We start from the raw sequence: 25,707 nt of genomic DNA on the forward strand, positions 1-25,707 counted from the left end.
GGGGCACGCGGAAAGGGACGAGCCGCCGGCGGGCGGGCCAGGGCGGACGGTGACTCAGAGCGTCCGCAGCAGCACCGCCGGCTGTTCCACGCAGTCGGCCACGTACCGCAGGAACCCGCCCGCCGTACCGCCGTCGCACACCCGGTGGTCGAAGGTGAGCGAGAGCTGCACGACCTGCCGGACCGCCAGCTCGCCCTCGTGCACCCACGGCTTGGGGACGATGCGGCCGACGCCCAGCATGGCGGCCTCGGGGTGGTTGATGATCGGCGTGGACCCGTCGACGCCGAACACCCCGTAGTTGTTCAGGGTGAACGTGCCTCCGGTGAGCTCCGCGGGCGTCAGCGTCCCCGCCCGCGCCGCCTCGGTCAGCCGCGCGAACTCCGCCGTCAGCGACTCCGCGTCCCGCGTGTGCGCGTCGCGGACCACGGGGACGACCAGCCCGCGCTCGGTCTGCGCCGCGAACCCGAGGTGCACGTCCGCGTACTGGACGATCTCCCTGGCCCCGGTGTCCACCGAGGCGTTGAGCTCCGGGAAGCGGGCCAGCGCGGCCGTGCAGATCCGGGCCAGCAGCGCCAGCACGGAGATCTTGGGCCCGCCCGCCGCGTTCATCGCGGACCTGGTCCGCATCAGCTCCGTCGCGTCGGCGTCCACCCAGCAGGTCGCGTCCGGTATCTCGGTACGGCTGCGGGAGAGCTTGTCGGCGACGGCGCCCCGGATGCCCTTGAGGGGGACACGGGTGACCGAGGCGGCGCGTCCGGGGGACGCGGCCGGGGCGGGGGACGGCACGGCGGTGGCCTGGGCGGTCGTGCCCGTCGCCGTGTCCGTGCGGTCCTGTGCCGTGGCGGACTGGAGCGCCAGCGCGTGCTCCACGTCCGCGCGCAGGATCAGTCCGTCGGGCCCCGATCCGGTCAGCTCGCGCAGGTCCAGGCCGTTCTGCCGGGCCAGCCTGCGCACCAGCGGGGAGATCACCGGCACCGGCCCGTCCGCCGACGCCGTGCGGCCGGTTGCCGCACCCGAAGCGCCTTGCGGGCTGCCCGCCGGCCGGGTCTCCCGCACGGGCTCCGGCGGCCTCGGCCGCCCGTTCACCGCAGGGGCGGCGGAGCGGACCCGGCGACGCCGGGCCGGGGCCTGCGAAGTCCCATAGCCCACCAGCACGTTGCCGGAGCCCTCGGCGGCCGGCTCCCGGCCGCTCGCGCCGTCCCCGGCGTTGTCGGTGCGCGCGGTGTCCGTGCCGCCCGCGCCGCCGGACGGGCGGGCGCCGTCCGCCGCCTCGCCGACCGCCACCGTCAGCAGCGGCGCGCCGACCGGCAGTTCGGTGCCCTCGGCGCCGAACCGGGCGGTGACCACGCCGCCGTAGGGGCAGGGCACCTCCACCATCGCCTTGGCCGTCTCGACCTCGACGACCGGCTGGTCCACGGCGACCACGTCACCGACCTCGACCAGCCAGCGCACGATCTCCGCCTCGGTGAGCCCTTCACCGAGGTCGGGCAGCTTGAACTCCAGCACCTGTGCCATCAGCTCTCGGCCTCCCACTGCAGACGCCCCACGGCGTCCAGGATCCGGTCCACACCGGGCAGGTGGTGACGCTCCAGCATCGGCGGCGGGTACGGCAGGTCGAACCCGGCCACGCGCAGCACCGGCGCCTCCAGGTGGTGGAAGCAGCGCTCCGTGACGCGGGCCGCGATCTCCCCGCCCGGGCCGCCGAAGCCGCCCGACTCGTGGACGACGACCGCGCGTCCCGTCCGCCGCACCGAGGCGCACACCGTCTCGTCGTCGAACGGCACCAGCGAGCGCAGGTCGACGACCTCCAGGTCCCAGCCCTCGGCCTGGGCCGCCTCGGCCGCCTCCATGCAGACGGGGAGGGACGGCCCGTAGGTGATGAGGGTGGCGCTCCGCCCGGAGCGCCGCACCACCGCGCGGCCTATCGGCTCGACGGCCGTCGGCTGCTCCGGGTTCCAGGCGTCCTTGGACCAGTAGAGCCGCTTGGGCTCCAGGAAGACCACCGGGTCGTCCGAGGCGATGGAGGCCCGCAGCAGGCCGTAGGCGTCGGCGACGGTCGCGGGCGTGACGACATGGAGCCCCGGAGTCGCCATGTAGTACGCCTCGGACGCGTCGCTGTGGTGCTCGACGCCGCCGATGCCGCCGCCGTAGGGGATGCGGATGGTGAGGGGGAGGGGCATCTTTCCGCGGGTGCGGTTGCGCATCTTCGCCACGTGCGAGACGAGCTGCTCGAACGCGGGGTAGGCGAAGGCGTCGAACTGCATCTCCACGACCGGCCGCAGCCCGTACATGGCCATACCGACGGCCGTGCCGAGGATGCCCGCCTCGGCCAGCGGCGTGTCCGTGCAGCGGTCCTCGCCGAACTCCTTGGCCAGGCCGTCCGTGATGCGGAAGACGCCGCCGAGCGTGCCGACGTCCTCGCCCATGACGTGCACGGACGGGTCGTCGGTCATGGCGTCGCGCAGCGCGCGCGTGAGGGCCTGCGCCATGGTGGCGGGCTTCACGGCGACGGTGGTCATGGCCGCGCTCCTTCCGACTCGGCCTCGGCCGCCAGCTCGGCCCGCAGCTGTTCCCGCTGCTCCAGCAGCTGGGGCGTGGGCTCGGCGTAGACGTGCGTGAACAGGTCCATGGGGTCGAGCTCCGCGTCCTGGTTCATGCGGGCGCGCAGACCGGCGGCCATGGTCTCGGCGTCCTGCCGGGCGCTCTCGACGCCGGCCTCGTCCAGCAGGCCGCGTCCGGTCAGCTCCCGCTCCAGCAGGGCGATCGGGTCGTGCGCCCGCCAGGTCTCGACCTCGGAGTCGCCGCGGTAGCGGGTCGCGTCGTCGGCGTTGGTGTGGGCGTCCACGCGGTAGGTGATCGCCTCGACCAGGGTCGGGCCGCCGCCCGCGCGGGCGCGGCGCACCGCGTCGGCGAGGACCTCGTGCACGGCGGCCGCGTCGTTGCCGTCGACCAGGCGGCCGGGCATCCCGTAGCCGACGGCCTTGTGGGCCAGCGACGGGGCCGCGGTCTGCTTGGCGAGCGGGACGGAGATCGCGAAGCCGTTGTTCTGCACGAGGAAGACGACCGGGGCCTGCCAGACGGCCGCGAAGTTCAGCGCCTCGTGGAAGTCGCCCTCGCTGGTGCCGCCGTCGCCGACCATGGCGAGCGCGACCACGTCGTCGCCCTTGAGGCGGGCGGCGTGGGCCAGCCCCACCGCGTGCGGCAGCTGGGTGGCGAGCGGCGTGCTCAGCGGGGCCACCCGGTGCTCGTGGGGGTCGTAGCCGGTGTGCCAGTCGCCGCGCAGCAGGGTGAGCGCCTCGACCGGGTCCACGCCGCGCGCCACGACCGCGAGGGTGTCGCGGTAGCTGGGGAACAGCCAGTCCTGCTCCTGGAGGACGAGCGCGGCGGCGACCTCGCACGCCTCCTGGCCGGTGCTGGAGGGGTACACCGCGAGACGGCCCTGCTTGGTGAGCGCGGTGGCCTGCGCGTTGTAGCGGCGGCCCTTCACCAGCTCCGCGTACAGCCGGCGCAGCAGGCCGGGGTCGGCCTTCGCCGCCGCCTCCGTGCCGAGCACGCGGTACGGCTCCGCGTCGGGCAGCAGGGGGGCGGGATCGGTACGGGGCTGCCAGGCGGGCGGCGGGGTCGGCCGGTAGGCCCCCCGCTGCTCCATGACCGTCATGACGGCACCTCCTCGTGGGACGGCTGACGGAGGCGCGGCGTCTGTGACGCGCCTCACCAACCGATTGTTCGGTCGCCGGCACATTTTGGCTACGGGTGGCATCAGGCTGTGGACAAACGGTTCTCCACAGCTTGGGATAGAGGCAGGACGTCCACGGCTGAGAGGTGGGGGCGGGTGGCATCTGAACAAATGGCCGAGGGCCAGGAGGGGACGGGGCCGCTGCCGCCGGCACGGCCCCTCGACGCGATCGACCAGGACATCCTGCGCATGCTCCAGGCGGACGGCCGCGCGTCGATACGGTCGGTCGCCGAACGGGTGCACGTCTCGCGGGCGAACGCCTACGCGCGGATCAACCGGCTCGTCGAGGACGGCGTCATCCGCGGCTTCGGCGCCCGCGTCGACCACGAACGCGCCGGTCACGGCACGTCGGCGTACATCACGCTGAAGATCGTGCAGAACACCTGGCGCACGGTGCGCGAGCAGCTCAGGCAGCTCCCCGGCGCCTCGCACATCGCCCTGGTGGGCGGTGACTTCGACGTGCTGCTGCTGGTGCACACGCCGGACAACCGGGCGCTGCGCGAACTGGTGCTCACGCGCCTCCAGGCCATCCCCGAGGTGCTCAGCACCCGCACGCTGCTGGTGTTCGAGGAGGAGGACCTGGAACCGCAGTGGTGATCCGGAGGCTCGGGCGCCGCGGGACCGCCCCGGTCGTCAGGCTTCAGGACGGGCCGCCCGTGCCCCGGGCCTGCCCCAGCTGTCCACGCCCCAGCGCCAGATCGGTTCCCCGTCGCACAGTTCGGCGTCCATCAGGGCGTCGCCGCCCCGGCGCAGCACCTTCGTCCCGGACCGGCGGTGCCGGCCCAGGGTGACGAGTTCGAAGCCCTGGAAGGTGGCGCCCCGCGCCGTCGCGCCCCGGAAGCCGTCGTCGATCCCGAGCGCGCTCTCCACCACCGCGTGCACCCCCGGCAGGGTGCTCAGCCGCGTCCGTCGCCCGCCTTGCGCAGTCCCGAGAAGGCCAGCTGTGCCACCGCGTCGGCCACCTCGCGCTCGTTCATGCCGCGTCCGTCCGGCCGGTACCACTCCACGATGGAGTTGATCATGCCGAAGACCAGCCGGGTCACCAGCCGCACCTCTATGTCCTCGCGCACGTCCCCGTCGGCCGCCGCGGCCTTCAGCAGCTCGGCCACCCGGTGGTCGAACTCGCGCCGCCGCTCCAGCGCCCAGCGCTCGGTGTCCGTGTTGCCGCGCACCCGCAGCAGCAGGGTCACGTACGGCAGCTCCGCTATCAGCACCTCGACCATGCGCCGTACGACGTACTCCAGGCGCGCGGCGGGCCTTCCCACGCGCGCGTCGTCCTCGTCGAGGATCCCGAAGAGGCCGTCGAGCGCACGGCTCACCGCGCGGCGCAGCAGCTCCTCCTTGCCGGCCACGTGGTGGTAGATCGACGACTTGGAGATGCCGGCGGCCCTGGAGAGGTGCTCCATGGACGTGCCGTCGTAGCCGCGTTCGTTGAACACCTGGACCGCCACGGACAGCAGCGTCTCCGGGGTGTAGGTGTCCCGCTTGGCGGTGGTCATGGGGTGTCCTCCCTCTCGCGGGTCGCGCACGCGTACTGGTGGAGCGCGAGGGAGGGCGCGTAGCGGCCGGACGGATCGATCTCGTGCATCTCGTCCAGCAGGGCGCCGGCCCAGCCGCGGCCGAGGCGGCGGCTCCACTCGAAGGGCCCGAGGGGGTAGTTCACACCCAGCCGCATCGCGATGTCGACGTCCTCCTCGGTGGCGACGCCCTGGGCGACGGCCTCGACCGCGAGGTCGATGATCCGGGCCACCGTCCGCGCGACGATCATCCCGGGGACGTCCCCGATGACGCTGACCTTCTTGCCGAGCGCCTGGAACAGCCCGGTGGCCTCGGCGACGGTCCGCGCGGAGGTGTCCTTGCAGTGGGACAGGGCGACGCGGGTGGCCGCGCGGTAGTCGAGGGCGAGGTCGAAGTAGACGACGTCGCTGAACTCCACGGAGGCCTGGCCGTCGGCGAGCACCAGCTGTCCGCCGCCGGGCAGCACCAGGCGGGTGCCCTCGTCCTCGGCCTCCTCGCGCACCTCGATCCCGGCCTCGCGGATCAGGGCGAGCAGCTCGGAGGCGGGCCCCAGGCCGCCCTCGGCGACGACGTACGCGGGCGGCTGCGCGGGCTCGGCCGTGTGCGGCTCGGGACGCTCGGCGCCGGGGCCGTGGTCGTACCAGCCGTGCCCGGTCTTGCGGCCGAGGCGGCCGGACTCGACCAGCCGGCGCTGCGCGAGCGACGGCCGGAAGCGCACGTCCTGGAAGAACGCCTGCCACACCGAGTGCGTCACGGACTCGTTGACGTCCTGCCCGATGAGGTCGGTCAGCTCGAAGGCGCCCATCCGGAACCCGCCGGACTCGCGCAGCACCGCGTCGATGGTGGCCGGGTCCGCGCCCTGCGACTCGTACACCGCGAAGGCCTCGGCGTAGAAGGGCCGGGCGACGCGGTTGACGATGAAGCCGGGGGTGTCGGCGCAGGCGACCGGGGTCTTCCCCCACGCGCGGGCCGTCTCGTACGCGCGCGTGGCGGAGGTGACGTCGGTGGCGAAGCCGGAGACCACCTCGACGAGCGGCAGCAGCGGCGCCGGGTTGAAGAAGTGCAGTCCCACGAAGCGGCCGGGGACGCGCAGGGCGCCGCCGATCGCGGTGACCGACAGGGACGAGGTGTTGGTGGCGAGGAGGCAGTCGTCGGCGACGACGTCCTCCAGCGCGCGGAACAGCTCCCGCTTGACGTCGAGACGCTCCACGACCGCCTCGACGACGAGGGAGCAGCCGGCCAGCCCGGCGAGTTCGTCGACGGGAGTGAGCCGGGCGCGGGCCGCGTCCCGCTCGTCCGCGGAGAGGCGCTCCTTCTCCACCAGCCGGTCGAGCCGGGAGCCGATCGCGTCGGCGGCCTTGCGGGCCTGGCCCGGGGCGGCGTCGTAGAGCCGCACGGGGTGGCCCGCGACCAGCGCGACCTGGGCGATTCCCTGCCCCATGGTGCCGGTGCCGACCACGGCCACGGGACTGCTGAGGTCGAGTGCTGTCATGTGCGCGATCCTCCCGCACGGTGTTTTCCACAGATGCGGCGGACCCCCTTGTCCCGACCGATCGTTCGGTTACTCTAACCCTGACCGCCCGTTCCTGACTACGTTTCCGCACAGGTCCAAGAGCTCGACGAAGAGTTCCTGAGACGAGGAGTTGGTCCCGCATGGCCGCCGAACTCACCGCGCACGAGCTGATCGCCCGCCACCGTCCCACCCTGGACCAGGCCCTGGACGCGATCCGTACGCGCGCGTACTGGTCCCCCCACCCCGAGCACCCGAAGGCGTACGGGGAGAACGGCAGCCTGGACATGGCCGCGGGCAAGGCCGCCTTCGACGCCCTGCTCGGCGCCCGCCTCGACCTGGACCAGCCGGGCACCGACGGCTGGGTGGACGGCGAGACCTCCCCGTACGGCGTCGACCTGGGCGTGAGCTACCCGCACGCGGACCTGGACGTGCTGCTGCCCGCGATGAAGGCCGGGATGCGCGCCTGGCGGGACGCGGGCGCGGAGACCCGCGCGGTGGTCTGCCTGGAGATCCTCAAGCGGATCAGCGACCGCACCATGGAGTTCGCCCAGGCGGTCATGCACACCTCAGGGCAGGCGTTCATGATGGCCTTCCAGGCCGGCGGCCCGCACGCGCAGGACCGCGGCATGGAGGCCGTCGCCTACGCGTACGTGGAGCAGGTGCGCACGCCCGACACCGCGGAGTGGACCAAGCCGCAGGGCAAGCGCGACCCGCTCGCCCTCACCAAGCGGTTCGTGCCGGTGCCGCGCGGCATCGGCCTGGTCATCGGCTGCAACACCTTCCCGACGTGGAACGGCTACCCGGGCCTGTTCGCCTCCCTGGCCACGGGCAACGCGGTCCTGGTCAAGCCGCACCCGCGCGCGGTGCTGCCGCTCGCGCTCACCGTCCAGGTCGCCCGCCAGGTGCTCGCCGAGGCCGGCTTCGACCCGAACCTGGTGGCGCTGGCCGCCGAGCGGCCCGGCGAGGGCATCGCCAAGACGCTCGCCACGCGTCCGGAGATCCGGATCATCGACTACACGGGCTCGACGGAGTTCGGCGACTGGCTGGAGAGCAACGCCCGCCAGGCGAAGGTGTACACGGAGAAGGCCGGCGTCAACACGGTGATCGTGGAGTCGACCGACGACTACAAGGGGATGCTGTCCAACCTGGCGTTCTCCCTGTCCCTGTACAGCGGCCAGATGTGCACCACCCCGCAGAACCTGCTGGTCCCCCGCGACGGCATCAGCACCGACCAGGGCCCCAAGTCCTTCGACGAGGTCGCCGCCGACCTGGCCAAGGCCGTCGACGGCCTGCTCGGCGACGACGCCCGTGCCAACGCCCTGCTGGGCGCGATCGTCAACCCGGACGTCAAGGCCCGCCTCGAGGCCGCCGCCGGTCTCGGCGAGGTCGCGCTCGCCTCCCGTGAGATCACCCACCCGGACTTCCCGGGCGCGGTGGTGCGCACGCCGGTCGTCGTGAAGCTGGACGGCGCCAAGCCGGACGCCGAGGCCGCCTACATGAGCGAGTGCTTCGGCCCGGTCTCCTTCCTGGTCGCCGTCGACTCGGCCGCCGACGCGACGGAGCTGCTGCGGCGCACGATCCGCGAGAAGGGCGCGATGACCGTCGGCGCGTACACGACCTCCCCGGAGGTCGAGGAGGCCGTGCAGGAGGTCTGCCTGGAGGAGGCCGCGCAGCTCTCCCTGAACCTCACCGGCGGGGTCTACGTCAACCAGACGGCCGCCTTCTCCGACTTCCACGGCTCCGGCGGCAACCCGGCGGCCAACGCCGCCCTGTGCGACGGCGCCTTCGTCGCGGGCCGCTTCCGGGTGATCGAGGTGCGCCGGGAGGCGTAGGACGCCGTTTCAGGAGGGTGCACCCCCGGTGGCGCTCCAGTGGTACAGCGTCATGGCCACACTGGTCGCGAGGTTGTAGCTGGAGACCTGGGGGCGCATCGGCAGCGCCACCAGATGGTCGGCCCGCGCCCGCAGCTCGGCCGTGAGGCCGGTGCGCTCGGAGCCGAAGGCGAGCAGCGCCTCGTCCGGGAGCTTCAGCGAGCGGATGTCCTCGCCCTCGGGGTCCAGCGCGAAGACCGGCCCGGGCGGCAGCTCGTCCACGGTCAGGCGTTCCACGGCGGTGGCGAAGTGCAGCCCCGCCCCGCCGCGCACCACGGTGGGGTGCCAGGGGTCCAGCGTCCCGGTGGTGACGACGCCGGTCGCCCCGAAGCCGGCGGCCAGCCGCACCACGGCCCCCGCGTTGCCCAGGTTGCGTGGCTGGTCCAGGACCACCACCGGCGCGGTGCGCGGCGCGCGCGCCAGCTTCGCCAGGTTGCCCGCCCGGCCGGGCCGTACGGCGAGCGCCGCGACGGCCGTGGGGTGCGGCCGCGGCACCAGCGCGGCGTACGTCTCGTGCGGCACCTGAGTGAGCAACGCCGCCAGCGTGTCCCGCACGTCCCGGGCCAGCTCGTCGGCGAGCGCCAGGGCGGCGGCCCGGTCGGCGGTGACCGCGACGAGCACCTCGGCGCCGAAGCGCACGGCGTGCTTGAGGGCGTGGAAGCCGTCGAGCAGCACCGCGTCCGGGGCGGCCCGGCGCCATGCGGCCACCGGGTCCGCCGGGGACGCGGCGGACGGGTCGTGGGCGGGGTCGGTCATGCCGAGCAGCCTACGTGCGCGGGCCGGGCACCCCGTCGGTCACCGGGGCGGCCTTCGCCGGAGCCACGGCGGACGGACGGCCGGGCGGGCCGTCCGGACGCCGCGGCGGCGGGACCGGGGCCGCGTCCCCGCGCGACCGCAGCCGACCCCGCGCGCGTGCCGCCAGGCGGCCGGCCCGGCGCAGGAAGGACGTGGGGAGGAAGACCGCGTCGGCCGCGATCATCGCCAGGGAGAAGAACGGCAGTCCGAGCACCACGGCGATCACCGCGTGCTCCAGGATCATGAAGCCCAGCAGGACGTTCTTGACGCGCCGGTTGAACAGCGTGAACGGGAAGGCGACCTGCACCACGACGGTCACATAGGTCACCAGCATCACCAGGGTGCCGCTCGCGGTGAGCAGCCCCGCCAGCGACGGCCAGGGGGAGAAGTACTCCAGGTGCAGCGGGTAGTGCACGGCGGTGCCGTCCTGCCAGCGGGAGCCCTGCACCTTGTACCAGCCCGCCGTGGCGTAGATCAGGCACGCCTCCGCCATGATCACCAGCAGCGCGCCGTTGTGCACGGCGTTCCCCACCACGTCCAGCAGGATCCGCGGCTGGTCCGTCCGCGCCAGACGTCCGGTCAGCCACCGCACCGCCTGCCCGAGCCACACCGCCCACAGCAGCGCGGGTATGAACCAGTCGCCGTCCGTCCGGCCCGCCAGCGAGGCCAGGAGCAGCACGAAGCCGAGCACCGCCCACAGCGCGGGGCCCACTCCGTCGCGCGTCCGCTCTCCCCGCGCGCGTGCCCGCGCGGCCCGGCGCGCCCGCCGGGCGTCCAGGGACCAGACCTGGCCGCAGCGGGTGAACATCAGGTAGATCGCCATGAGGTGCAGGACGTTGTCGCCGCCGTCGCCCATGAAGACGCTGCGGTTCTGCAGCGAGAGGACACCCACCATGAACAGCGCCGACATGGTGCGGGTCCGCCAGCCGAGCAGCAGCGACAGGCTGAACAGCACCGCCAGCGCGTAGACCGCCTCGAACCAGACCTGGCTGTCCGACCAGAGCAGCACCGTGAAGGCGTCGTTCGCCCCGACCAGCTGGGCGGCGAGGTCCCAGGACCAGGGGCCGTCGGGGCCGTAGAGCTCCTGCCGGTGCGGGTACTCCCGCAGCAGGAACAACAGCCAGGTGAGGGCGACGCCGATGCGCAGCACGGCGGTCTGGTAGGGGCCGAGCGCGGAGTCGGTGACCCGGGCGACCGCCTGGGAGACCGCCGCTGACAAGCGGTTCATCCGACGCCTCCCCGGGCCTCGCCCGCCGGCAGCGGCCACCAGGGCAGCTCGCGGTACTCGGCCTCGTCCGACGCCTTCTCCCCGCTCCACTCCGGCGGCGGTACCTGCGTGGTGCGCGAGCGGACCTGGACGCGCGCGACCTCGCCGTGCGGCCCGGCCGCGTCCGCCCGGTCCAGGCGCAGGACCATGATCCGGCGCAGATACGACTCGGACAGCGCCCCGCGCAGGCCCACCGGGCGGTTGTCGTCGTCGTGCGTGGAGACGTAGAAGTCCCAGGCGCGGCGCAGCTCGTTCTGCTGGGTGTGGCTGGGCGCCGGGTTACCGTCGATGTCCCGTCCGTCCTGCGCCGACAGGTCGTACCAGCCGGTGGTGCGGCTCGAGCCGTCCGGCCAGCGGATCTCAACCCTGACCTGCACGGACACGTTCTGCTGGAGCGGGTTCGGCGCGAACAGCTTCCAGTTCTGCTCGAACTCCGGGTAGATCCAGTCGGCGATGGTCTCGCTGTGCTTCTTGCTCACCGTGTTCGGCGGCGCGACGTGCAGGAACGCCATCCCGAGGTGCACGCAGACCGCGACGGCGACGGCCGCGAGGGCGAGCGCGGCGCCGATCCGGTAGGGCAGGGAGAGGGCGGCGATGCCGGTGCGCGGTGCGTCGGAAGGCACCTCGGGCGGCTGTTCCGCGCCGCCGGGGGGCCTCTGAACGGCCGCTGGTACGGCGGGCTCGTCCGTTGGTACGGCGGGCCCGTCCGTCCCGTCCGTCTCGTCGGAGGGCGCCGCGGGTCCGGGCAGCGGGGCGCGCGGTCCCGGCACGCCCGGCTCCGCGGGCCCGTGCCGGGCGTCCGAGCCCTTGTCCTGCGCGTCCATTCCGCCCCGATCCCCGAGTCCCCGGTCCCTTGCCGCGTCCGCTTAGGCCCCGAGGCCCTCGCCGCGCGGGGCCACGGCCGCTCCGCCGCGTCGCACGGAACGGTACTCAGCCCCGGCCGCCCGGGCACAGTCCCGTCGGCGCTCCGTCCCGTGGCGGTCACCACACCCGCACGACCCGGCGGCGCTGCGCTCGTCCGACGGCACCGACGGCACCGGCGGCACCGGCGGCACCGGCGGCACCGGCGGCACCGGCGGCACCGGCAGGTTATCCACAGCGGTTGACACCTCGCGGCCCCCGTCTCACCATGGAACCGCACGAACCGAACGATCGGTCGGGAGCGTGCTCCGGGAAGCATCCAGGTCGAGGGGGACCCCATGGCGACAGCAGCCGCCCGCGATACGGCCGGCAGTCCGACGGCGTACGACGCACCGGCGGGCCCCGGCGACACCGCCGCGTTCCAGCACGCCTTCGACACGGCCGTCGCCGCCGACGAGCGGATCGAGCCACGCGACTGGATGCCGGACGCCTACCGCGCCACGCTCGTGCGCCAGATCGCCCAGCACGCGCACTCCGAGATCATCGGCATGCAGCCGGAGGCCAACTGGATCACCCGCGCCCCCTCCCTGCGCCGCAAGGCCATCCTCATGGCCAAGGTCCAGGACGAGGCCGGGCACGGGCTGTATCTGTACAGCGCCGCCGAGACCCTCGGCGTGAGCCGCGACGAGCTGCTCGACAAGCTGCACGCCGGCCGCCAGAAGTACTCCTCGATCTTCAACTACCCGACGCTGACCTGGGCCGACGTCGGCGCCATCGGCTGGCTGGTGGACGGCGCCGCGATCACCAACCAGGTCCCCCTGTGCCGCTGCTCCTACGGCCCGTACGCCCGCGCGATGGTCCGTATCTGCAAGGAGGAGTCCTTCCACCAGCGCCAGGGGTACGAGCTGCTGCTGGCCCTCAGCAAGGGCACCCCGGAGCAGCACGCGATGGCGCAGGACGCGGTGGACCGCTGGTGGTGGCCGTCGCTGATGATGTTCGGCCCGCCCGACGACGAGTCGCAGCACTCCGCGCAGTCGATGGCCTGGAAGATCAAGCGGCACTCCAACGACGAGCTGCGCCAGCGTTTCGTCGACATCTGCGTCCCGCAGGCGGAGTCCCTCGGCCTGACCCTGCCCGACCCGGACCTGCGGTGGAACGAGGAGCGCGGGCACCACGACTTCGGCGCCATCGACTGGTCGGAGTTCTGGGACGTCCTCAAGGGCAACGGCCCGTGCAACGAACAGCGCCTGTCCCGGCGCAGGCAGGCCCACGAGGAGGGCGCCTGGGTCCGGGAGGCGGCAGCGGCCCACGCGGCCAAGCACAGGAACGACACGACGGGAGCGACGCGCGCATGACCCACACCGACTGGCCGCTGTGGGAGGTCTTCGTGCGCTCGCGCCGGGGCCTGTCCCACACCCACGCCGGCAGCCTGCACGCCCCGGACGCGGAGCTCGCCCTGCGCAACGCGCGCGACCTGTACACCCGCCGCGGCGAGGGCGTCTCCATCTGGGTCGTGCCGTCCTCCTCCATCACGGCCTCCTCGCCCGACGAGAAGGACCCCTTCTTCGAGCCGGCCGCCGACAAGCCCTACCGGCACCCCACCTTCTACGAGATCCCCGAGGGGGTGCAGCACCTGTGACCACGACACCCGCCACGGACACAGCCCTCACGGCCGCCGCGCTCGCCCTCGGCGACGACGCCCTGGTGCTCTCCCACCGCCTCGGCGAGTGGGCCGGGCACGCCCCGGTGCTCGAGGAGGAGGTCGCCCTCGCCAACATCGCGCTCGACCTGCTCGGCCAGGCCCGGGTCCTGCTGTCGATGGCCGGCGACGAGGACGAGCTGGCCTTCCTGCGCGAGGAGCGCGCCTTCCGCAACCTCCAGCTGGTCGAACAGCCCAACGGCGACTTCGCCCACACCATCGCCCGCCAGCTGTACTTCTCCGTATACCAGCACCTCCTGCACGACCGGCTGGCCTCCGGCGACGGCCCCTTCGCCCCGCTGGCCGGCAAGGCCGTCAAGGAGGCCGCCTACCACCGCGACCACGCCGAGCAGTGGACCCTGCGCCTCGGCGACGGCACGGACGAGAGCCATGCACGCATGCAGGCCGCCGTGGACGCGCTGTGGCGCTACACCGGCGAGATGTTCCAGCCCGTCGAGGGGATCGACGGCATCGACTGGCCCGGCCTGGAGAGCACCTGGCGGGACGTGATCGAGGACGTGCTGGGCCGCGCCACGCTGACGCTGCCCGAAGGCCCCCGCACCGGAGCGTGGCGGGCCGGCGCCGGCCGCCAGGGCCTGCACACCGAGCCGTTCGGCCGGATGCTGGCCGAGATGCAGCACCTGCACCGCAGCCACCCGGGGGCGACATGGTGACCACCACGCCCCTGGAGGAGCAGCTGCTGGAGCTCGCCGGTTCGGTGCCCGACCCGGAGCTGCCCGTGCTGACCCTGCGTGAGCTGGGCGTGGTCCGCGCGGTGCGGGCGCACGGCACGGACAGCGTCGAGGTCGACCTGACCCCGACCTACACCGGCTGCCCGGCCGTCGAGGTGATGAGCCTCGACATAGAGCGCGTGCTGCGCGAGCACGGCGTGCGCGAGGTCACGGTGCGCAGGGTCCTCGCCCCCGCCTGGTCGACCGACGACATCACCGACGAAGGCCGCCGCAAACTACGGGAGTTCGGCATCGCCCCGCCGCGTACGGGCACCGCCGCAGGGCCCGTCCGCGTCGAGCTGGGCCCCACGAGGACCCGCGGGGGCGGCCCCGCCGACGAGCCGGAGCCCGTCCGCTGCCCGCACTGCGGCTCCCCCGAGACCGAGCTGCTCAGCCGGTTCTCCTCCACCGCGTGCAAGGCGCTGCGCCGCTGCCTGGCCTGCCGTGAACCGTTCGACCACTTCAAGGAGTTGTGATGGCCCGCTTCCACCGGCTCCGGGTGGCCGCGGTCGACCGGCTCACCGACGACTCCGTCGCCCTCACCCTCGCCGTCCCCCCGGAGCTGCGCGAGGAGTACCGCCACGAGCCCGGGCAGCACCTCACGCTGCGCCGCGTCGCCGACGGCGAGGAGATCCGCCGCACCTACTCGATCTGCTCCCCCGTCCCCGACGGCGAGGCGCCCGCCACCCTGCGGGTCGGGGTGCGGCTCGTGGAGGGCGGAGCGTTCTCCACGTACGCGCTCAAGGAGATCGACCTCGGCGACGAGCTGGAGGTCATGACCCCCGCCGGCCGCTTCACGCTGCCCCCGGCCCCCGGCCTGTACGCGGCCGTGGTCGGCGGCAGCGGCATCACCCCGGTGCTGTCGATCGCCTCGACGCTCCTGGCCCGCGAGCCGGGGGCCCGGTTCTGCCTGATACGCAGCGACCGGACGACCGCCTCGACGATGTTCCTGGAGGAGGTCGCCGACCTGAAGGACCGCCACCCCGACCGGTTCCAGCTGGTCACGGCGCTCTCCCGGGAGGAACAGCAGGCCGGACTGCCGTCCGGGCGGCTCGACCGGGAGCGGCTGACCTCACTGCTCCCGGCACTGCTGCCGGTGGGCCAGGTCGACGGCTGGTTCCTGTGCGGACCGTACGGACTGGTGGCGGGCGCCGACCGGGCGCTGCGCGGACTGGGCGTCTCCCGCTCCCGTATCCACCAGGAGATCTTCCACGTGGACTCCGGACCGGCGGCCACCGCCGAAGCCTCGGCCGCCCCCGCGCACAGCACGGTCACGGCACGGCTCGACGGACGCGGCGGCACCTGGCCCGTGCAGTCCGGCGAGTCCCTGCTGGACACGGTCCTGCGCAACCGCCCCGACGCGCCCTACGCCTGCAAGGGCGGCGTGTGCGGCACCTGCCGCGCGTTCCTGGTCTCCGGCGAGGTGCGCATGGACCGCAACTTCGCGCTGGAGTCGGAGGAGACGGAGGCGGGGTACGTCCTGGCCTGCCAGTCGCACCCGGTGACGGAGAAGGTCGAGCTGGACTTCGACCGCTGACGCGGCCGAAGCCTCCCGTACGGGGCGCGCGTGGCCGCCCTCAGAGCACGTGGCCCGGTGTCCCGTCGTCCGTGACGACGGGGCGCCCCGCGGCCTCCCACAGCTGCATCCCGCCGTCCACGTTCACGGCGTCGATCCCCTGCTGCGCCAGATACATGGTGACCTGGGCCGACCGTCCGCCGGAGCGGCAGATCACATGGATCCGGCCGTCCTGCGGGGCGGCCTCGGCCAGCTCGCCGTAGCGGGCGACGAACTCGCTGATCGGGATGTGCAGCGCGCCGTCGGCGTGACCGGCCTTCCATTCGTCGTCCTCACGGACGTCCAGCAGGAAGTCGCCGTCCTTGAGGTCACCGACCTGGACCGTGGGCACACCAGCTCCAAAACTCATGCACCCGACGCTACCGGACCCGGCACCGTCGCCGTCCGCCGTCCACGACGGGCGGCCGCCGGTTCAGTCCGACAGCGCCGCCAGCTCCGCCTCGCGCTCGGCCACCTGGGTCCGCAGCTGCGCGGCGATGTCCTCGAGGAGCCCGTCGGGGTCGTCGGGCGCCAGCCGCAGCATGGAGCCGATGGCGCTCTCCTCCAGGTTCCGGGCGACCAGCGTGAGCAGTTCCTTGCGCTGGGAGAGCCATTCGAGGCGGGCGTAGAGCTCCTCCGCCGGGCTGGGCGTGCGCTTCAGCTCCGGGCCGGCCGCCCACTCCTCGGCGAGCTCACGCAGCTCCTCCGCGCTGCCGCGGGCGTAGGCGGCGTTGACGCGCGTGATGAACTCCTCACGGCGGGCGCGCTCCTTGTCCTCCTGCGCCAGGTCGGGGTGCGCCTTGCGGGCGAGCTCGCGGTAGAGCTTGCGGGCCTCCTCGCTGGGACGCACCCGCTGCGGGGGCCGCACGGGCTGGTCCGTGAGCATGGCGGTGGCCTCGGGGAACAGACCGTCCCCGTCCATCCAGCCGTTCATCAGCTCTTCGACGCCGGGGATCGGCATCAGCCGGGCGCGCGCCTCGTCGGCCAGCCGCCGGTCCTCGGGGTCGTCGCTGCGGGCCGCCTTGATCTCGAGGATCCGGGCGTCCAGTTCCTCGAGGCGGGCGTACATGGGGCCCAGCTTCTGTTCGTGCAGCCGGGAGAAGTTCTCGACCTCGACGCGGAACGTCTCCACGGCGATCTCGAACTCGATCAGCGCCTTCTCCGCCGCCCGCACGGCCTGTTCCAGCCGCTCCTCGGGCCGCGTCGCGCCACCGCCGGCGGGCGTACGCTGCGCGCCGGCGCCTTCACCCTGGTCACCTTCCGAGGTCGTCACCCGGACAGCGTAGGCCACCCGCCGGGACGGCACGCCCTGTCACCAGGGCGAGCGGACTCCCGTACGGCCACCGGGGTGCCGGGGTCTGTTGCACGCCGGGTGCGACCGCATCATGGCCGGTCGCGCAGTTCCCCGCGCCCCTGAAGGCGCCTGCCGCCTGCGGGCAGTCGTGCCGCTGGGGCGGCTGGACGCCCCGCCGCGGACCGCCCCGGACCGTCGTGGGATCGCCCAGGCCCGCCCCGGCCCGCCTCGGCCCGCTTCAGACGCCCGTCTCCGCGGCGATCCGGCCCGCGCGCACCGCCGCCACCAGGTCCGCGTGGTCCGCCTCGGTGCGGTCGGCGTAGGCGACGGCGAACGCGGCGACCGCCTCGTCCAGCTCGTCGTTCTTGCCGCAGTACCCGGCGACCAGGCGGGGGTCGGCGCTGTGGCTGTGGGCGCGGGCCAGCAGGGCGCCGGTCATGCGGGCGTAGTCGTCCACCTGGTCGGCGGCCAGCGCGGCCGGGTCCACGCTGCCCTTGCGGTTGCGGAACTGGCGTACCTGGTACGGCCGGCCGTCGACGCTGGTCCAGCCGAGCAGGCTGTCGCTTATCACCTGCATCCGCTTCTGGCCCTCGACCACGCGGCGGCCCTCGTGCTCCGCCTCCGGGGCGTCGAAGCCGGCGGCCGGGAGGTGCGGCACCAGCGCCGAGGGGCGGGCCTCCTTCACCTGGAGGACGAGCGGCTCGCCCCGGTGGTCGAGCAGCAGCACGACGTAGGAACGGGTGCCGACGCTGCCGGTGCCGACGACGCGGAACGCCACGTCGTGCACCGCGTAGCGGGCGAGCAGGGGGTGCCGGTCGGCCGGGAGCGTGGAGAGGTATCCCTCGAGGGAGGAGGCGACGGCCGCCGCCTCGGCGTCCGGGACGCGGCGCAGCACGGGCGGGGCGTCGACGAAGCGGCGTCCGCCGTCCTCGGTGCGCTCGGTGGACCGGGCGGCGAAGCGGCCGCTGGTGTTGGCGCGGGCCTTCTCGGCGACCCGCTCCAGGGTGCCGACGAGGTCGTGCGCGTCGGTGTGGGAGACGAGTTCCTCGTCCGCGATGGCGTTCCACGCGTCCAGCGTCGGCAGCTTGGCCAGCAGCCGCATGGTGCGACGGTAGGCGCCCACCGCGTCCTGGGCGGCCGCTCGGCACACGTCCTCGTCCGCGCCGGCCTCCCGCCCGGCGAGCACGAGGGAGGCGGCGAGCCGCTTGAGGTCCCACTCCCAGGGGCCGTGCACGGTCTCGTCGAAGTCGTTGAGGTCGATGACGAGGCCCCCGCGGGCGTCGCCGTAGAGGCCGAAGTTGGCCGCGTGGGCGTCGCCGCAGATCTGGGCGCCGATCCCGGTGACCGGCGTGCGGGCCAGGTCGTACGCCATGAGGCCCGCCGAGCCGCGCAGGAAGGCGAACGGGGTGGCCGCCATCCGGCCGACGCGCAGGGGCGTCAGCTCGGGCAGCCGGCCGCGGCCGGACTCCTCGACGGCGGTCACGGCGTCGGGCCGGGCCGCGTCCAGGTCCAGGGCGGCGTGGGCGTCGCGGGGGACCCGTGCGCGCAGCGCCTTGCCCTCCTGCTTGGGCGCGCCCGCGGCGAACCCGAGCGAGCGGAATCCCGGCACCTGCGGCAGCCGCCGCGCGGCCCCGGTCCCGGTCCCGCCGTCTGACGGGGCCTCGGACACCCCGGCGTCCCCCACGGCAGCGTCCCCCGCGGCCACTCCGGCTCCGGCATCGCTCATCACGACCGCCTCCCCCTTGCACAAGCGTGCGTGCGATGCACACGTGTCGACATCGATCGAGCAGACCGTACAGCCGCCGGCCTCGCGGGCGGCAGCCCTGTGGACAACGCACACGGCACCGCACGCCCGACGCTGCGCACGACGCCGCACAGGCCACCGCACACCCTGTGGATCCCCCCGGTCCGTTACGACCGGAGTTCACCCCTCTTGCCGCCCCTGCGCCCCTCATTGGATCATGAGATGTTCCTCACACGCCCACCCGCCGTACACATCTCCGGACATGCGAAACGGGCGGCATCCGAGGGATGCCGCCCGTTCGACGATGTGCGCGAGGGGGGAGTTGAACCCCCACGCCCTTTCGGGCACTGGAACCTGAATCCAGCGCGTCTGCCTATTCCGCCACCCGCGCATTGGGTGTGTCTTCCGGTCCTTGCCCCGTGGGGCCTGGCGCCTTCCGACATCGAGAACATTAGCACGCTGGCCGGGGTGGATTCACATCCCTTCCCGGCGGACCGCCCCCGACCGGCGACGACGCCCCGACCGCCCCCACGGGGCCCGCACGGGCGTCCGTCCACCCCGGTCCCGGGTCCCACCCCACCCCGCACGTCACCACGTGAGCCCCCCGCCGGCCCCGCTCACGAAGCCGCCCCCGACCGCCCGCCCATGTCGCGGCCATGACCGCCCCACGTATCAACCTCGTACCGGTACCACCCGTCTCCCCAGGAGGCGGACGGAGTCCACCGCCGGGTGCGGGACACTGGTTCGTGGCCCCCTCTACGATCCATGGCAGAACGACGGGCACCGCCACGGCCGACGGAGTTCGAAGAGGAGCCTCGGAGGGAACTTCGTCAGGCGTCGACACCCGGCGGCCGGGCGGACAGGGGGAACCAGCCGATCGGGCGGCGCGTGGATACGATCAGTAAGCAGTACCAGGTAAGCGGTGCACGCAACGGTGCACGGGGCAGTACACAGGACGGCAGCGACGGAGGAGGTGCCCCATGGGAGTCCTGAAGAAGTTCGAGCAGCGTCTCGAAGGTCTGGTCAACGGCACCTTCGCCAAGGTGTTCAAGTCCGAGGTCCAGCCCGTGGAGATCGCCGGTGCGCTCCAGCGGGAGTGCGACAACAACGCCACCATCTGGAACCGCGACCGCACCGTCGTGCCCAACGACTTCATCGTCGAGCTGAGCACCCCGGACTTCGAGCGGCTCAGCCCGTACTCCGGGCAGCTCGGCGACGAGCTGGCCGGCATGGTCCGGGACTACGCCAAGCAGCAGCGCTACACGTTCATGGGCCCGATCAAGGTGCACCTGGAGAAGGCCGAGGATCTCGACACCGGCCTGTACCGGGTGCGCAGCCGCACGCTCGCCTCCTCCGCCAGCCAGGCGGCGGCCCCCGGCGCGGCGGCTCCCGCCCCTCCCGCCGGCCGTCCCGGAGGCTACGGCTACCCGCCGGCCGCCCCCGCGGGCGTCCCGCCCATGCCCGCCGCGCCGCCGCCCGGCCGCCCCGGCGGCTACGGCTACCCGCCGGCCGCGGCACCCGGCCCGGTGCCGGGCGGACGCACCCGCTACTGGATCGAGATCAACGGCACCCGCCACCAGATCTCCCGCCCCACCCTGGTGATGGGCCGCAGCACCGAGGCCGACGTGCGGATCGACGACCCCGGCGTCTCCCGCCGGCACTGCGAGATCCGGACCGGAACGCCCTCGACGATCCAGGACCTCGGCTCCACCAACGGCATCGTGGTGGACGGGCAGCACACCACCCGCGCTACGCTCCGCGACGGCTCGCGGATCGTCGTGGGCAGCACCACCGTTATCTATAGGCAAGCCGAAGGGTGAAGCGGGGGCAATGTCAGAGCTGACCCTCACGGTCATGCGGCTGGGTTTCCTGGCCGTTCTGTGGCTGTTCGTGATCGTGGCCGTGCAGGTCATCCGGAGTGACCTGTTCGGCACTCGCGTCACCCAGCGCGGAGCCCGGCGCGAGGCCGCCGGCCGGCAGCAGGCCTCCCGCCAGGCGCCGCCCCAGCAGCGCCAGCAGTCCGGCGGCCGCCGCGGCGGCCGCAACACCCCCACCAAGCTGGTCGTGACCGAGGGCACGCTGACCGGCACCACCGTCGCGCTCCAGGGCCAGACCATCACCCTGGGCCGGGCGCACGACAGCACGATCGTGCTGGACGACGACTACGCCTCCAGCCGCCATGCCAGGATCTACCCGGACCGCGACGGTCAGTGGATCGTCGAGGACCTGGGCTCCACCAACGGCACCTACCTGGACCGGACCCGGCTGACGACCCCCACACCGATTTCGCTGGGCGCACCGATCCGCATCGGCAAGACCGTCATCGAGCTGCGGAAGTAGTACGAGAATGAGCGAGCGGAGCGAGCACGCAGTGGGGGTCCTCACCCAGGGTCCCGGCGCGCTCCCGACCGGAGGGTGGGCAGTGTGGCTCGACACGACCGGCTGTACCCGGAGCCGACGGGCGAGGTGCGCATGAGTCTGTCCCTGCGCTTCGCCGCCGGATCGCACAAGGGCATGATCCGGGAAGGCAACGAGGACTCCGGTTACGCCGGTCCCCGCCTGCTCGCCATCGCCGACGGCATGGGCGGCGCCGCCGCCGGCGAGGTCGCCTCCTCCGAGGCGATCTCCACCATCGTCGCCCTCGACGACGACGTGCCCGGCTCCGACCTGCTCACCTCCCTCGGCACGGCCGTCCAGCGGGCCAACGACCAGCTGCGCATGATGGTCGAGGAGGATCCCCAGCTCGAAGGCATGGGCACCACCCTGACCGCGCTGCTGTGGACCGGTCAGCGCCTGGGCATGGTGCACGTCGGCGACTCCCGCGCCTACCTCCTGCGCGACGGCGTCCTCACCCAGATCACCCAGGACCACACCTGGGTGCAGCGTCTGGTGGACGAGGGCCGGATCACCGAGGAGGAGGCCACCACCCACCCGCAGCGGTCGCTGCTGATGCGGGCCCTGGGCAGCGGCGAGCACGTCGAACCCGACCTCTCCATCCGCGAGGTCCGGGCCGGCGACCGGTACCTGATCTGCTCCGACGGCCTGTCCGGCGTGGTCTCCCACCAGACCCTCGAAGAGGCGCTGGCCAGCTACCAGGGCCCCGAGGAGACCGTCCAGAACCTGATCGAGCTGGCGCTGCGCGGCGGCGGGCCCGACAACATCACCGTGATCGTCGCCGACGTCCTGGACCTGGACACCGGGGACACCCTGGCCGGGCAGCTGTCCGACACCCCGGTCGTGGTCGGCGCCGTCGCGGAGAACCAGAACCAGCTGCACGACAACGGCATCATGCAGACGCCCGCGGGCCGCGCCTCAGGGCTCGGGCGGCGGCGCGGCGGCGGGGGCGGCGAGTTCGGCCCGCCCGGCAGCGGCGACGTGACCGGTTTCATCCAGACCGACGGCTTCGGCTACGGCGACGACGACTTCGTCAAGCCCCCCAAGAACCGCCGGTGGCTCAAGAGGTCCGTGTACAGCCTGCTCACGCTGGCCGTCATCGGCGCCGGCCTGTACGGCGGATGGCGCTGGACGCAGACGCAGTACTACGTCGGCACCAAGGGCGAGCACGTCGCGCTGTACCGGGGCATCAACCAGGACCTGGCCTGGGTGTCCCTCTCGAAGATCGAGAAGGACCACCCCGAGATCGAACTCAAGTACCTGCCGCCCTACCAGCGCAAGCAGGTCGAGGCGACCATCGTCGAGGGCGACCTCTACGGCGCGCGGGAGAAGATCGAGGAACTGGCCGTCCAGGCCTCCGCGTGCAAGAAGCAGGCCGAGCGGCGCGCCGCCGACAGCGAGAGCAACGCGCGCACCGGCGAGGGCGAGGCCGGAGGCACCACGGGAACCACTCCCGCCTCCTTCGCGTCCAAGGCATCGCCGTCGCCGAACCCTTCCGGCTCGGCGAAGGCCCCGGACCCGGAGCGGTCCACGACCCCGTCCACGACCGCACCCACTACCAGCCCCGGCCCCAGCCTCTCGGAGGAAGAGCAGAAGGTCGTCTCGCTGTGCGGTAAGCAGTAGGCAAGCCGTGAGAGGCCCTGTCACACGATGAGCAGTACTACCAACCCGTCGACGCAGCACACGTCCACGATCGGCGCCATCGGCGCGCCCAGCCGCCGCAACACCGAGCTGGCGCTGCTGGTGTTCGCCGTCGTCATCCCGGTCTTCGCCTACGCCAACGTGGGCCTCGCCCTCGACGACCAGGTGCCCGCCGGGCTGCTGAGCTACGGCCTGGGACTCGGTCTGATGGCGGGCCTCGGCCACCTCGCCGTACGCAAGTTCGCGCCGTACGCGGACCCGCTGCTGCTGCCGCTGGCGACCCTGCTGAACGGCATCGGGCTGGTCGCCATCTGGCGCCTGGACCAGTCCGAGCGCCTCCAGGCGAGCCGGACCTTCGTGGAGGCCGCGCCGCGCCAGCTGATGTACTCGGCGATCGGCGTGGCCCTGTTCGTGGCCGTGCTGTTCTTCCTCAAGGACCACCGCGTCCTCCAGCGCTACACCTACATCTCGATGGCGGGCGCGCTGGTGCTGCTGCTCCTGCCGCTGGTCCCGGGCATCGGCCACAACGTCTTCGGCGCGCGGATCTGGATCAAGATCCCCGGCCTCGGCACGCTCCAGCCCGGTGAGTTCGCCAAGATCGTCCTCGCGGTCTTCTTCGCGGGCTACCTGATGGTGAAGCGCGACGCGCTGGCCCTCGCCAGCCGCCGCTTCATGGGCCTCTACCTGCCCCGCGGCCGTGACCTCGGCCCGATCATCGTGGTCTGGATCATCTCCATCCTGATCCTGGTCTTCGAGACCGACCTCGGTACCTCGCTGCTGTTCTTCGGCATGTTCGTGATCATGCTGTACGTCGCCACCGAGCGGACCAGCTGGATCGTGTTCGGTCTGCTGATGTCCGCGGCCGGCGCCGTCGGCGTGGCCAGCTTCGAGCCGCACATCCAGACGCGTGTGCAGGCCTGGCTGGACCCGATGCGCGAGTTCGAGCTGAGCCGCGCCGGCGTCCAGGACGGCATCGTCCACTCCGAGCAGGCCATGCAGGCGCTGTGGGCCTTCGGCTCCGGCGGCACCCTCGGCTCCGGCTGGGGCCAGGGCCACTCCGACCTCATCGGCTTCGCCGCCAACTCCGACTTCATCCTCGCCACCTTCGGCGAGGAGCTGGGCCTGGCCGGCGTCATGGCGCTGCTGCTGCTCTACGCGCTGATCGTGGAGCGGGGCGTGCGGACCGCTCTCGCCGCCCGCGACCCGTTCGGCAAGCTGCTCGCCATCGGCCTCTCCGGCGCCTTCGCGCTCCAGGTTTTCGTGGTGGCCGGCGGCGTCATGGGCCTCATCCCGCTGACCGGTATGACGATGCCGTTCCTGGCCTACGGAGGTTCCTCCGTGATCGCCAACTGGGCGCTGATCGGCATTCTGCTCAGGATCAGCGACACCGCACGCCGTCCGGCGCCCGCACCCGTCTCCAACCCCGACGCCGAGATGACCCAGGTGGTCCGCCCGTGAACAAGCCCCTGCGCCGGGTCGCCATCTTCTGCGGCCTGCTCATCCTCGCCCTCCTCGTCCGGAACAACTGGATCCAGTACGTCCAGGCCGACACGCTGCGGACGGACGAGAAGAACCGCCGGGTGGCGATCGAGCGGTACGCCACCCCGCGCGGCGACATCATCGTCGACGGCGAGCCCATCACCGGCCACAAGGCGACCGGCGGCGACTTCCAGTACAAGCGCACGTACAAGAACGGCGCCATGTGGGCGCCGGTCACCGGCTACGTCTCCCAGGCCTTCGGCGCCAACCAGCTGGAGTCCATCGAGGACGGCATCCTCACCGGCAACGACGACCGGCTCTTCTTCCGCAACACGCTCGACATGCTGACCGGCAAGAAGAAGCAGGGCGGCAACGTCGTCACCACGCTCAGCGGCGCCGCCCAGAAGGCCGCCTACGAGGGCCTTAAGAAGCAGGGCGGCAAGGGTTCCGTCGTCGCCCTGGAGCCGTCGACCGGCAAGATCCTCGCGCTGGCCTCGTACCCGTCGTACGACCCGTCCACGATCGCGGGCAACAGCCTCGAGACGGACGCCAAGGCCTGGCAGAAGCTCCAGAAGAAGAACAACCCCGACGACCCGATGCTCAACCGGGCGCTGCGCGAGGTGTACCCGCCCGGCTCGACCTTCAAGGTCGTCACGGCGGCCGCCGCGCTGGAGCACGGCATGGTCGAGGACGCGGACCAGAAGACCGACACGCCGCTGCCCTACATCATGAAGGGCACCACGACCGAGCTGAAGAACGAGGGCGACCTGCCCTGCGAGGACGCCACCCTCCGCGAGGCGCTGCGCGTGTCCTGCAACACCGTCTTCGGCAAGCTCGGCACCGACCTCGGCAACGAGAAGATGCTGGAGACGGCCAAGAAGTTCGGCTTCGGCGAGGAGCACTTCACCCCGGTCCGCTCCAGCGCCTCCCTGTTCGACAAGGACATGGAGCCGTCGCAGGTCGCGCTGTCCTCCATCGGCCAGTTCAACACCGCCGCGACCCCGCTCCAGATGGCCATGGTCGCCTCCGCGGTCGCCAACAACGGCACGCTGATGAAGCCGTACATGGTCGACGAGCTCCAGACGCCCGGTCTCGACACCGTCGAGAAGACGGACCCGGAGGAGATGAGCCGGCCGCTGTCGCCGGAGAACGCCCAGATCCTCCAGTCGATGATGGAGACCGTCGTCACCGACGGCACCGGCACCAACGCGCAGATCGACGGCGTCACGGTCGGCGGCAAGACCGGTACCGCCCAGCACGGTGAGAACAACAGCAAGAACCCGTACGCCTGGTTCATCTCCTACGCCAAGACCGACGACGGCAGCGCGCCCGTCGCCGTGGCGGTCGTCGTCGAGGACGAGGACGCGGTGCGGGACGACATCTCCGGTGGCGGCCTCGCGGCTCCGATCGCCAAGAGCGTGATGGAGGCGGTCCTCAAGAGCAAGCAGTGACCCCGGTCACGTCCGCTTCACATCGGTGCACGTTGCGGTACCGGTCCTGTATCGGCTGACGCACTTTGCCAGGGCACAGAAAAAGAGCCGGGTACGGTAGGCCCGGAACGCAGCCTCCGATCGCACAAGGGTGCCGGTCGGGACCGACGGAGAGGGCT

At 72.8% G+C, this 25,707-nt stretch carries 24 protein-coding genes and 1 tRNA gene; 12 read left to right on the top strand and 13 right to left on the bottom strand.

What is annotated here, in order from left to right:
- Positions 1-54: 54 nt before the first annotated feature.
- Genes ACFOSY_RS32770 through pdhA form a run of 3 tightly spaced genes read right to left on the bottom strand, consistent with a single transcriptional unit; the run spans position 55 to position 3,658 of the window.
- Positions 55-1,515, bottom strand: coding sequence for a dihydrolipoamide acetyltransferase family protein (locus tag ACFOSY_RS32770; RefSeq protein ID WP_394314037.1), 1,461 nt, complete (start codon positions 1,513-1,515; stop codon positions 55-57).
- On the bottom strand, positions 1,515-2,519 hold the full coding sequence (locus tag ACFOSY_RS32775) for an alpha-ketoacid dehydrogenase subunit beta (RefSeq protein ID WP_394314040.1): 1,005 nt from the start codon (positions 2,517-2,519) through the stop codon (positions 1,515-1,517). The genes ACFOSY_RS32770 and ACFOSY_RS32775 overlap by 1 nt, the downstream gene beginning before the upstream one ends.
- The gene (gene pdhA, locus ACFOSY_RS32780) at positions 2,516-3,658 is read right to left on the bottom strand and encodes a pyruvate dehydrogenase (acetyl-transferring) E1 component subunit alpha (protein ID WP_394314042.1); all 1,143 of its coding nucleotides are present in this window, start codon (positions 3,656-3,658) and stop codon (positions 2,516-2,518) included. The genes ACFOSY_RS32775 and pdhA overlap by 4 nt, the downstream gene beginning before the upstream one ends.
- A gap of 189 nt (positions 3,659-3,847) precedes the next feature.
- Here pdhA and ACFOSY_RS32785 point away from each other — a divergent pair, with 189 nt between their 5' ends.
- Entirely contained in the window at positions 3,848-4,333 is a 486-nt protein-coding gene (locus ACFOSY_RS32785) for an Lrp/AsnC family transcriptional regulator (RefSeq protein ID WP_019525931.1), read from the top strand.
- A 36-nt stretch (positions 4,334-4,369) separates the two neighbouring features.
- Here the strand turns inward: ACFOSY_RS32785 and ACFOSY_RS32790 are convergent, their stop codons facing one another.
- The 3 genes from ACFOSY_RS32790 to ACFOSY_RS32800 are packed head-to-tail and all read right to left on the bottom strand — an operon-like array spanning position 4,370 to position 6,746.
- Entirely contained in the window at positions 4,370-4,618 is a 249-nt protein-coding gene (locus ACFOSY_RS32790) for a hypothetical protein (protein WP_394314044.1), read from the bottom strand.
- Between the two features lie 14 nt (positions 4,619-4,632).
- Positions 4,633-5,235: a TetR/AcrR family transcriptional regulator gene (locus tag ACFOSY_RS32795; RefSeq protein WP_394314046.1), complete on the bottom strand. Its 603-nt coding sequence runs from the start codon at positions 5,233-5,235 to the stop codon at positions 4,633-4,635.
- The gene (locus ACFOSY_RS32800; protein WP_394314049.1) at positions 5,232-6,746 is read right to left on the bottom strand and encodes a 3-hydroxyacyl-CoA dehydrogenase; all 1,515 of its coding nucleotides are present in this window, start codon (positions 6,744-6,746) and stop codon (positions 5,232-5,234) included. The genes ACFOSY_RS32795 and ACFOSY_RS32800 overlap by 4 nt, the downstream gene beginning before the upstream one ends.
- Before the next feature lie 161 nt (positions 6,747-6,907).
- On the opposite strand from ACFOSY_RS32800, the gene paaN reads away from it, so the two are divergent.
- Positions 6,908-8,599: a phenylacetic acid degradation protein PaaN gene (paaN, locus tag ACFOSY_RS32805; RefSeq protein ID WP_394314051.1), complete on the top strand. Its 1,692-nt coding sequence runs from the start codon at positions 6,908-6,910 to the stop codon at positions 8,597-8,599.
- A 9-nt stretch (positions 8,600-8,608) separates the two neighbouring features.
- Here the strand turns inward: paaN and ACFOSY_RS32810 are convergent, their stop codons facing one another.
- From ACFOSY_RS32810 to ACFOSY_RS32820, 3 genes are read right to left on the bottom strand one after another with little or no spacing between them, the layout of a single operon-like run.
- Complete coding sequence (locus ACFOSY_RS32810; protein ID WP_394314053.1) at positions 8,609-9,394, bottom strand: TrmH family RNA methyltransferase; 786 nt, start codon at positions 9,392-9,394, stop codon at positions 8,609-8,611.
- A 10-nt stretch (positions 9,395-9,404) separates the two neighbouring features.
- Positions 9,405-10,661, bottom strand: a complete 1,257-nt coding sequence (locus ACFOSY_RS32815; protein ID WP_394314056.1) for an HTTM domain-containing protein — start codon at positions 10,659-10,661, stop codon at positions 9,405-9,407.
- Positions 10,658-11,524, bottom strand: a complete 867-nt coding sequence (locus ACFOSY_RS32820) for a DUF5819 family protein (protein ID WP_394314058.1) — start codon at positions 11,522-11,524, stop codon at positions 10,658-10,660. Before ACFOSY_RS32820 ends, ACFOSY_RS32815 begins: the two co-directional genes overlap by 4 nt.
- Before the next feature lie 375 nt (positions 11,525-11,899).
- Here ACFOSY_RS32820 and paaA point away from each other — a divergent pair, with 375 nt between their 5' ends.
- Genes paaA through paaE form a run of 5 tightly spaced genes read left to right on the top strand, consistent with a single transcriptional unit; the run spans position 11,900 to position 15,528 of the window.
- A complete protein-coding gene (gene paaA, locus ACFOSY_RS32825; protein ID WP_394314060.1) occupies positions 11,900-12,916 on the top strand; it encodes a 1,2-phenylacetyl-CoA epoxidase subunit PaaA in 1,017 nt (338 codons plus the stop codon).
- A complete protein-coding gene (gene paaB, locus ACFOSY_RS32830; protein ID WP_031018095.1) occupies positions 12,913-13,200 on the top strand; it encodes a 1,2-phenylacetyl-CoA epoxidase subunit PaaB in 288 nt (95 codons plus the stop codon). The genes paaA and paaB overlap by 4 nt, the downstream gene beginning before the upstream one ends.
- Complete coding sequence (gene paaC / locus ACFOSY_RS32835) at positions 13,197-13,934, top strand: 1,2-phenylacetyl-CoA epoxidase subunit PaaC (protein WP_394314063.1); 738 nt, start codon at positions 13,197-13,199, stop codon at positions 13,932-13,934. Before paaB ends, paaC begins: the two co-directional genes overlap by 4 nt.
- Complete coding sequence (paaD, locus tag ACFOSY_RS32840) at positions 13,928-14,467, top strand: 1,2-phenylacetyl-CoA epoxidase subunit PaaD (RefSeq protein ID WP_394314065.1); 540 nt, start codon at positions 13,928-13,930, stop codon at positions 14,465-14,467. The genes paaC and paaD overlap by 7 nt, the downstream gene beginning before the upstream one ends.
- The gene (gene paaE, locus ACFOSY_RS32845; protein ID WP_394314067.1) at positions 14,467-15,528 is read left to right on the top strand and encodes a 1,2-phenylacetyl-CoA epoxidase subunit PaaE; all 1,062 of its coding nucleotides are present in this window, start codon (positions 14,467-14,469) and stop codon (positions 15,526-15,528) included. Before paaD ends, paaE begins: the two co-directional genes overlap by 1 nt.
- Positions 15,529-15,568: 40 nt before the next feature.
- Here the strand turns inward: paaE and ACFOSY_RS32850 are convergent, their stop codons facing one another.
- From ACFOSY_RS32850 to ACFOSY_RS32865, 4 genes are all read right to left on the bottom strand, one after another.
- Entirely contained in the window at positions 15,569-15,898 is a 330-nt protein-coding gene (locus tag ACFOSY_RS32850) for a rhodanese-like domain-containing protein (protein WP_394314490.1), read from the bottom strand.
- An 81-nt stretch (positions 15,899-15,979) separates the two neighbouring features.
- Positions 15,980-16,819 (bottom strand): J domain-containing protein, encoded by an 840-nt coding sequence (locus tag ACFOSY_RS32855; RefSeq protein ID WP_394314070.1) that lies wholly within the window; start codon positions 16,817-16,819, stop codon positions 15,980-15,982.
- A 259-nt stretch (positions 16,820-17,078) separates the two neighbouring features.
- On the bottom strand, positions 17,079-18,566 hold the full coding sequence (locus tag ACFOSY_RS32860; RefSeq protein WP_394314072.1) for a DUF2252 domain-containing protein: 1,488 nt from the start codon (positions 18,564-18,566) through the stop codon (positions 17,079-17,081).
- 325 nt (positions 18,567-18,891) lie between these two features.
- Positions 18,892-18,975 (bottom strand) — tRNA-Leu (locus tag ACFOSY_RS32865).
- A 589-nt stretch (positions 18,976-19,564) separates the two neighbouring features.
- On the opposite strand from ACFOSY_RS32865, the gene ACFOSY_RS32870 reads away from it, so the two are divergent.
- The 5 genes from ACFOSY_RS32870 to ACFOSY_RS32890 all read left to right on the top strand — a co-directional run bounded on the left by ACFOSY_RS32870 (position 19,565) and on the right by ACFOSY_RS32890 (position 25,549).
- The gene (locus ACFOSY_RS32870) at positions 19,565-20,404 is read left to right on the top strand and encodes an FhaA domain-containing protein (protein ID WP_225684618.1); all 840 of its coding nucleotides are present in this window, start codon (positions 19,565-19,567) and stop codon (positions 20,402-20,404) included.
- Positions 20,405-20,414: 10 nt separating this feature from the next.
- Entirely contained in the window at positions 20,415-20,924 is a 510-nt protein-coding gene (locus ACFOSY_RS32875; RefSeq protein ID WP_006134103.1) for an FHA domain-containing protein FhaB/FipA, read from the top strand.
- Between the two features lie 132 nt (positions 20,925-21,056).
- On the top strand, positions 21,057-22,601 hold the full coding sequence (locus ACFOSY_RS32880) for a Stp1/IreP family PP2C-type Ser/Thr phosphatase (protein WP_394314493.1): 1,545 nt from the start codon (positions 21,057-21,059) through the stop codon (positions 22,599-22,601).
- A gap of 27 nt (positions 22,602-22,628) precedes the next feature.
- Entirely contained in the window at positions 22,629-24,077 is a 1,449-nt protein-coding gene (locus ACFOSY_RS32885; protein WP_394314075.1) for an FtsW/RodA/SpoVE family cell cycle protein, read from the top strand.
- On the top strand, positions 24,074-25,549 hold the full coding sequence (locus ACFOSY_RS32890; protein ID WP_394314077.1) for a peptidoglycan D,D-transpeptidase FtsI family protein: 1,476 nt from the start codon (positions 24,074-24,076) through the stop codon (positions 25,547-25,549). Before ACFOSY_RS32885 ends, ACFOSY_RS32890 begins: the two co-directional genes overlap by 4 nt.
- The last annotated feature ends 158 nt before the right edge of the window (positions 25,550-25,707 follow it).

Source organism: Streptomyces lusitanus (assembly GCF_042647945.1).
GTDB lineage: Bacteria > Actinomycetota > Actinomycetes > Streptomycetales > Streptomycetaceae > Streptomyces > Streptomyces pseudogriseolus.

Coding starts and splice junctions, on each gene's coding strand:
- ACFOSY_RS32770 (WP_394314037.1), bottom strand. CDS start 1,515: ATGGCACAGGTGCTGGAGTTCAAGCTGCCCGACCTCGGTGAAGGGCTC.
- ACFOSY_RS32775 (WP_394314040.1), bottom strand. CDS start 2,519: ATGACCACCGTCGCCGTGAAGCCCGCCACCATGGCGCAGGCCCTCACG.
- pdhA (WP_394314042.1), bottom strand. CDS start 3,658: ATGACGGTCATGGAGCAGCGGGGGGCCTACCGGCCGACCCCGCCGCCC.
- ACFOSY_RS32785 (WP_019525931.1), top strand. CDS start 3,848: ATGGCCGAGGGCCAGGAGGGGACGGGGCCGCTGCCGCCGGCACGGCCC.
- ACFOSY_RS32795 (WP_394314046.1), bottom strand. CDS start 5,235: ATGACCACCGCCAAGCGGGACACCTACACCCCGGAGACGCTGCTGTCC.
- ACFOSY_RS32800 (WP_394314049.1), bottom strand. CDS start 6,746: ATGACAGCACTCGACCTCAGCAGTCCCGTGGCCGTGGTCGGCACCGGC.
- paaN (WP_394314051.1), top strand. CDS start 6,908: ATGGCCGCCGAACTCACCGCGCACGAGCTGATCGCCCGCCACCGTCCC.
- ACFOSY_RS32810 (WP_394314053.1), bottom strand. CDS start 9,394: ATGACCGACCCCGCCCACGACCCGTCCGCCGCGTCCCCGGCGGACCCG.
- ACFOSY_RS32815 (WP_394314056.1), bottom strand. CDS start 10,661: ATGAACCGCTTGTCAGCGGCGGTCTCCCAGGCGGTCGCCCGGGTCACC.
- ACFOSY_RS32820 (WP_394314058.1), bottom strand. CDS start 11,524: ATGGACGCGCAGGACAAGGGCTCGGACGCCCGGCACGGGCCCGCGGAG.
- paaA (WP_394314060.1), top strand. CDS start 11,900: ATGGCGACAGCAGCCGCCCGCGATACGGCCGGCAGTCCGACGGCGTAC.
- paaB (WP_031018095.1), top strand. CDS start 12,913: ATGACCCACACCGACTGGCCGCTGTGGGAGGTCTTCGTGCGCTCGCGC.
- paaD (WP_394314065.1), top strand. CDS start 13,928: ATGGTGACCACCACGCCCCTGGAGGAGCAGCTGCTGGAGCTCGCCGGT.
- paaE (WP_394314067.1), top strand. CDS start 14,467: ATGGCCCGCTTCCACCGGCTCCGGGTGGCCGCGGTCGACCGGCTCACC.
- ACFOSY_RS32860 (WP_394314072.1), bottom strand. CDS start 18,566: ATGAGCGATGCCGGAGCCGGAGTGGCCGCGGGGGACGCTGCCGTGGGG.
- ACFOSY_RS32870 (WP_225684618.1), top strand. CDS start 19,565: ATGGGAGTCCTGAAGAAGTTCGAGCAGCGTCTCGAAGGTCTGGTCAAC.
- ACFOSY_RS32875 (WP_006134103.1), top strand. CDS start 20,415: ATGTCAGAGCTGACCCTCACGGTCATGCGGCTGGGTTTCCTGGCCGTT.
- ACFOSY_RS32880 (WP_394314493.1), top strand. CDS start 21,057: ATGAGTCTGTCCCTGCGCTTCGCCGCCGGATCGCACAAGGGCATGATC.
- ACFOSY_RS32885 (WP_394314075.1), top strand. CDS start 22,629: ATGAGCAGTACTACCAACCCGTCGACGCAGCACACGTCCACGATCGGC.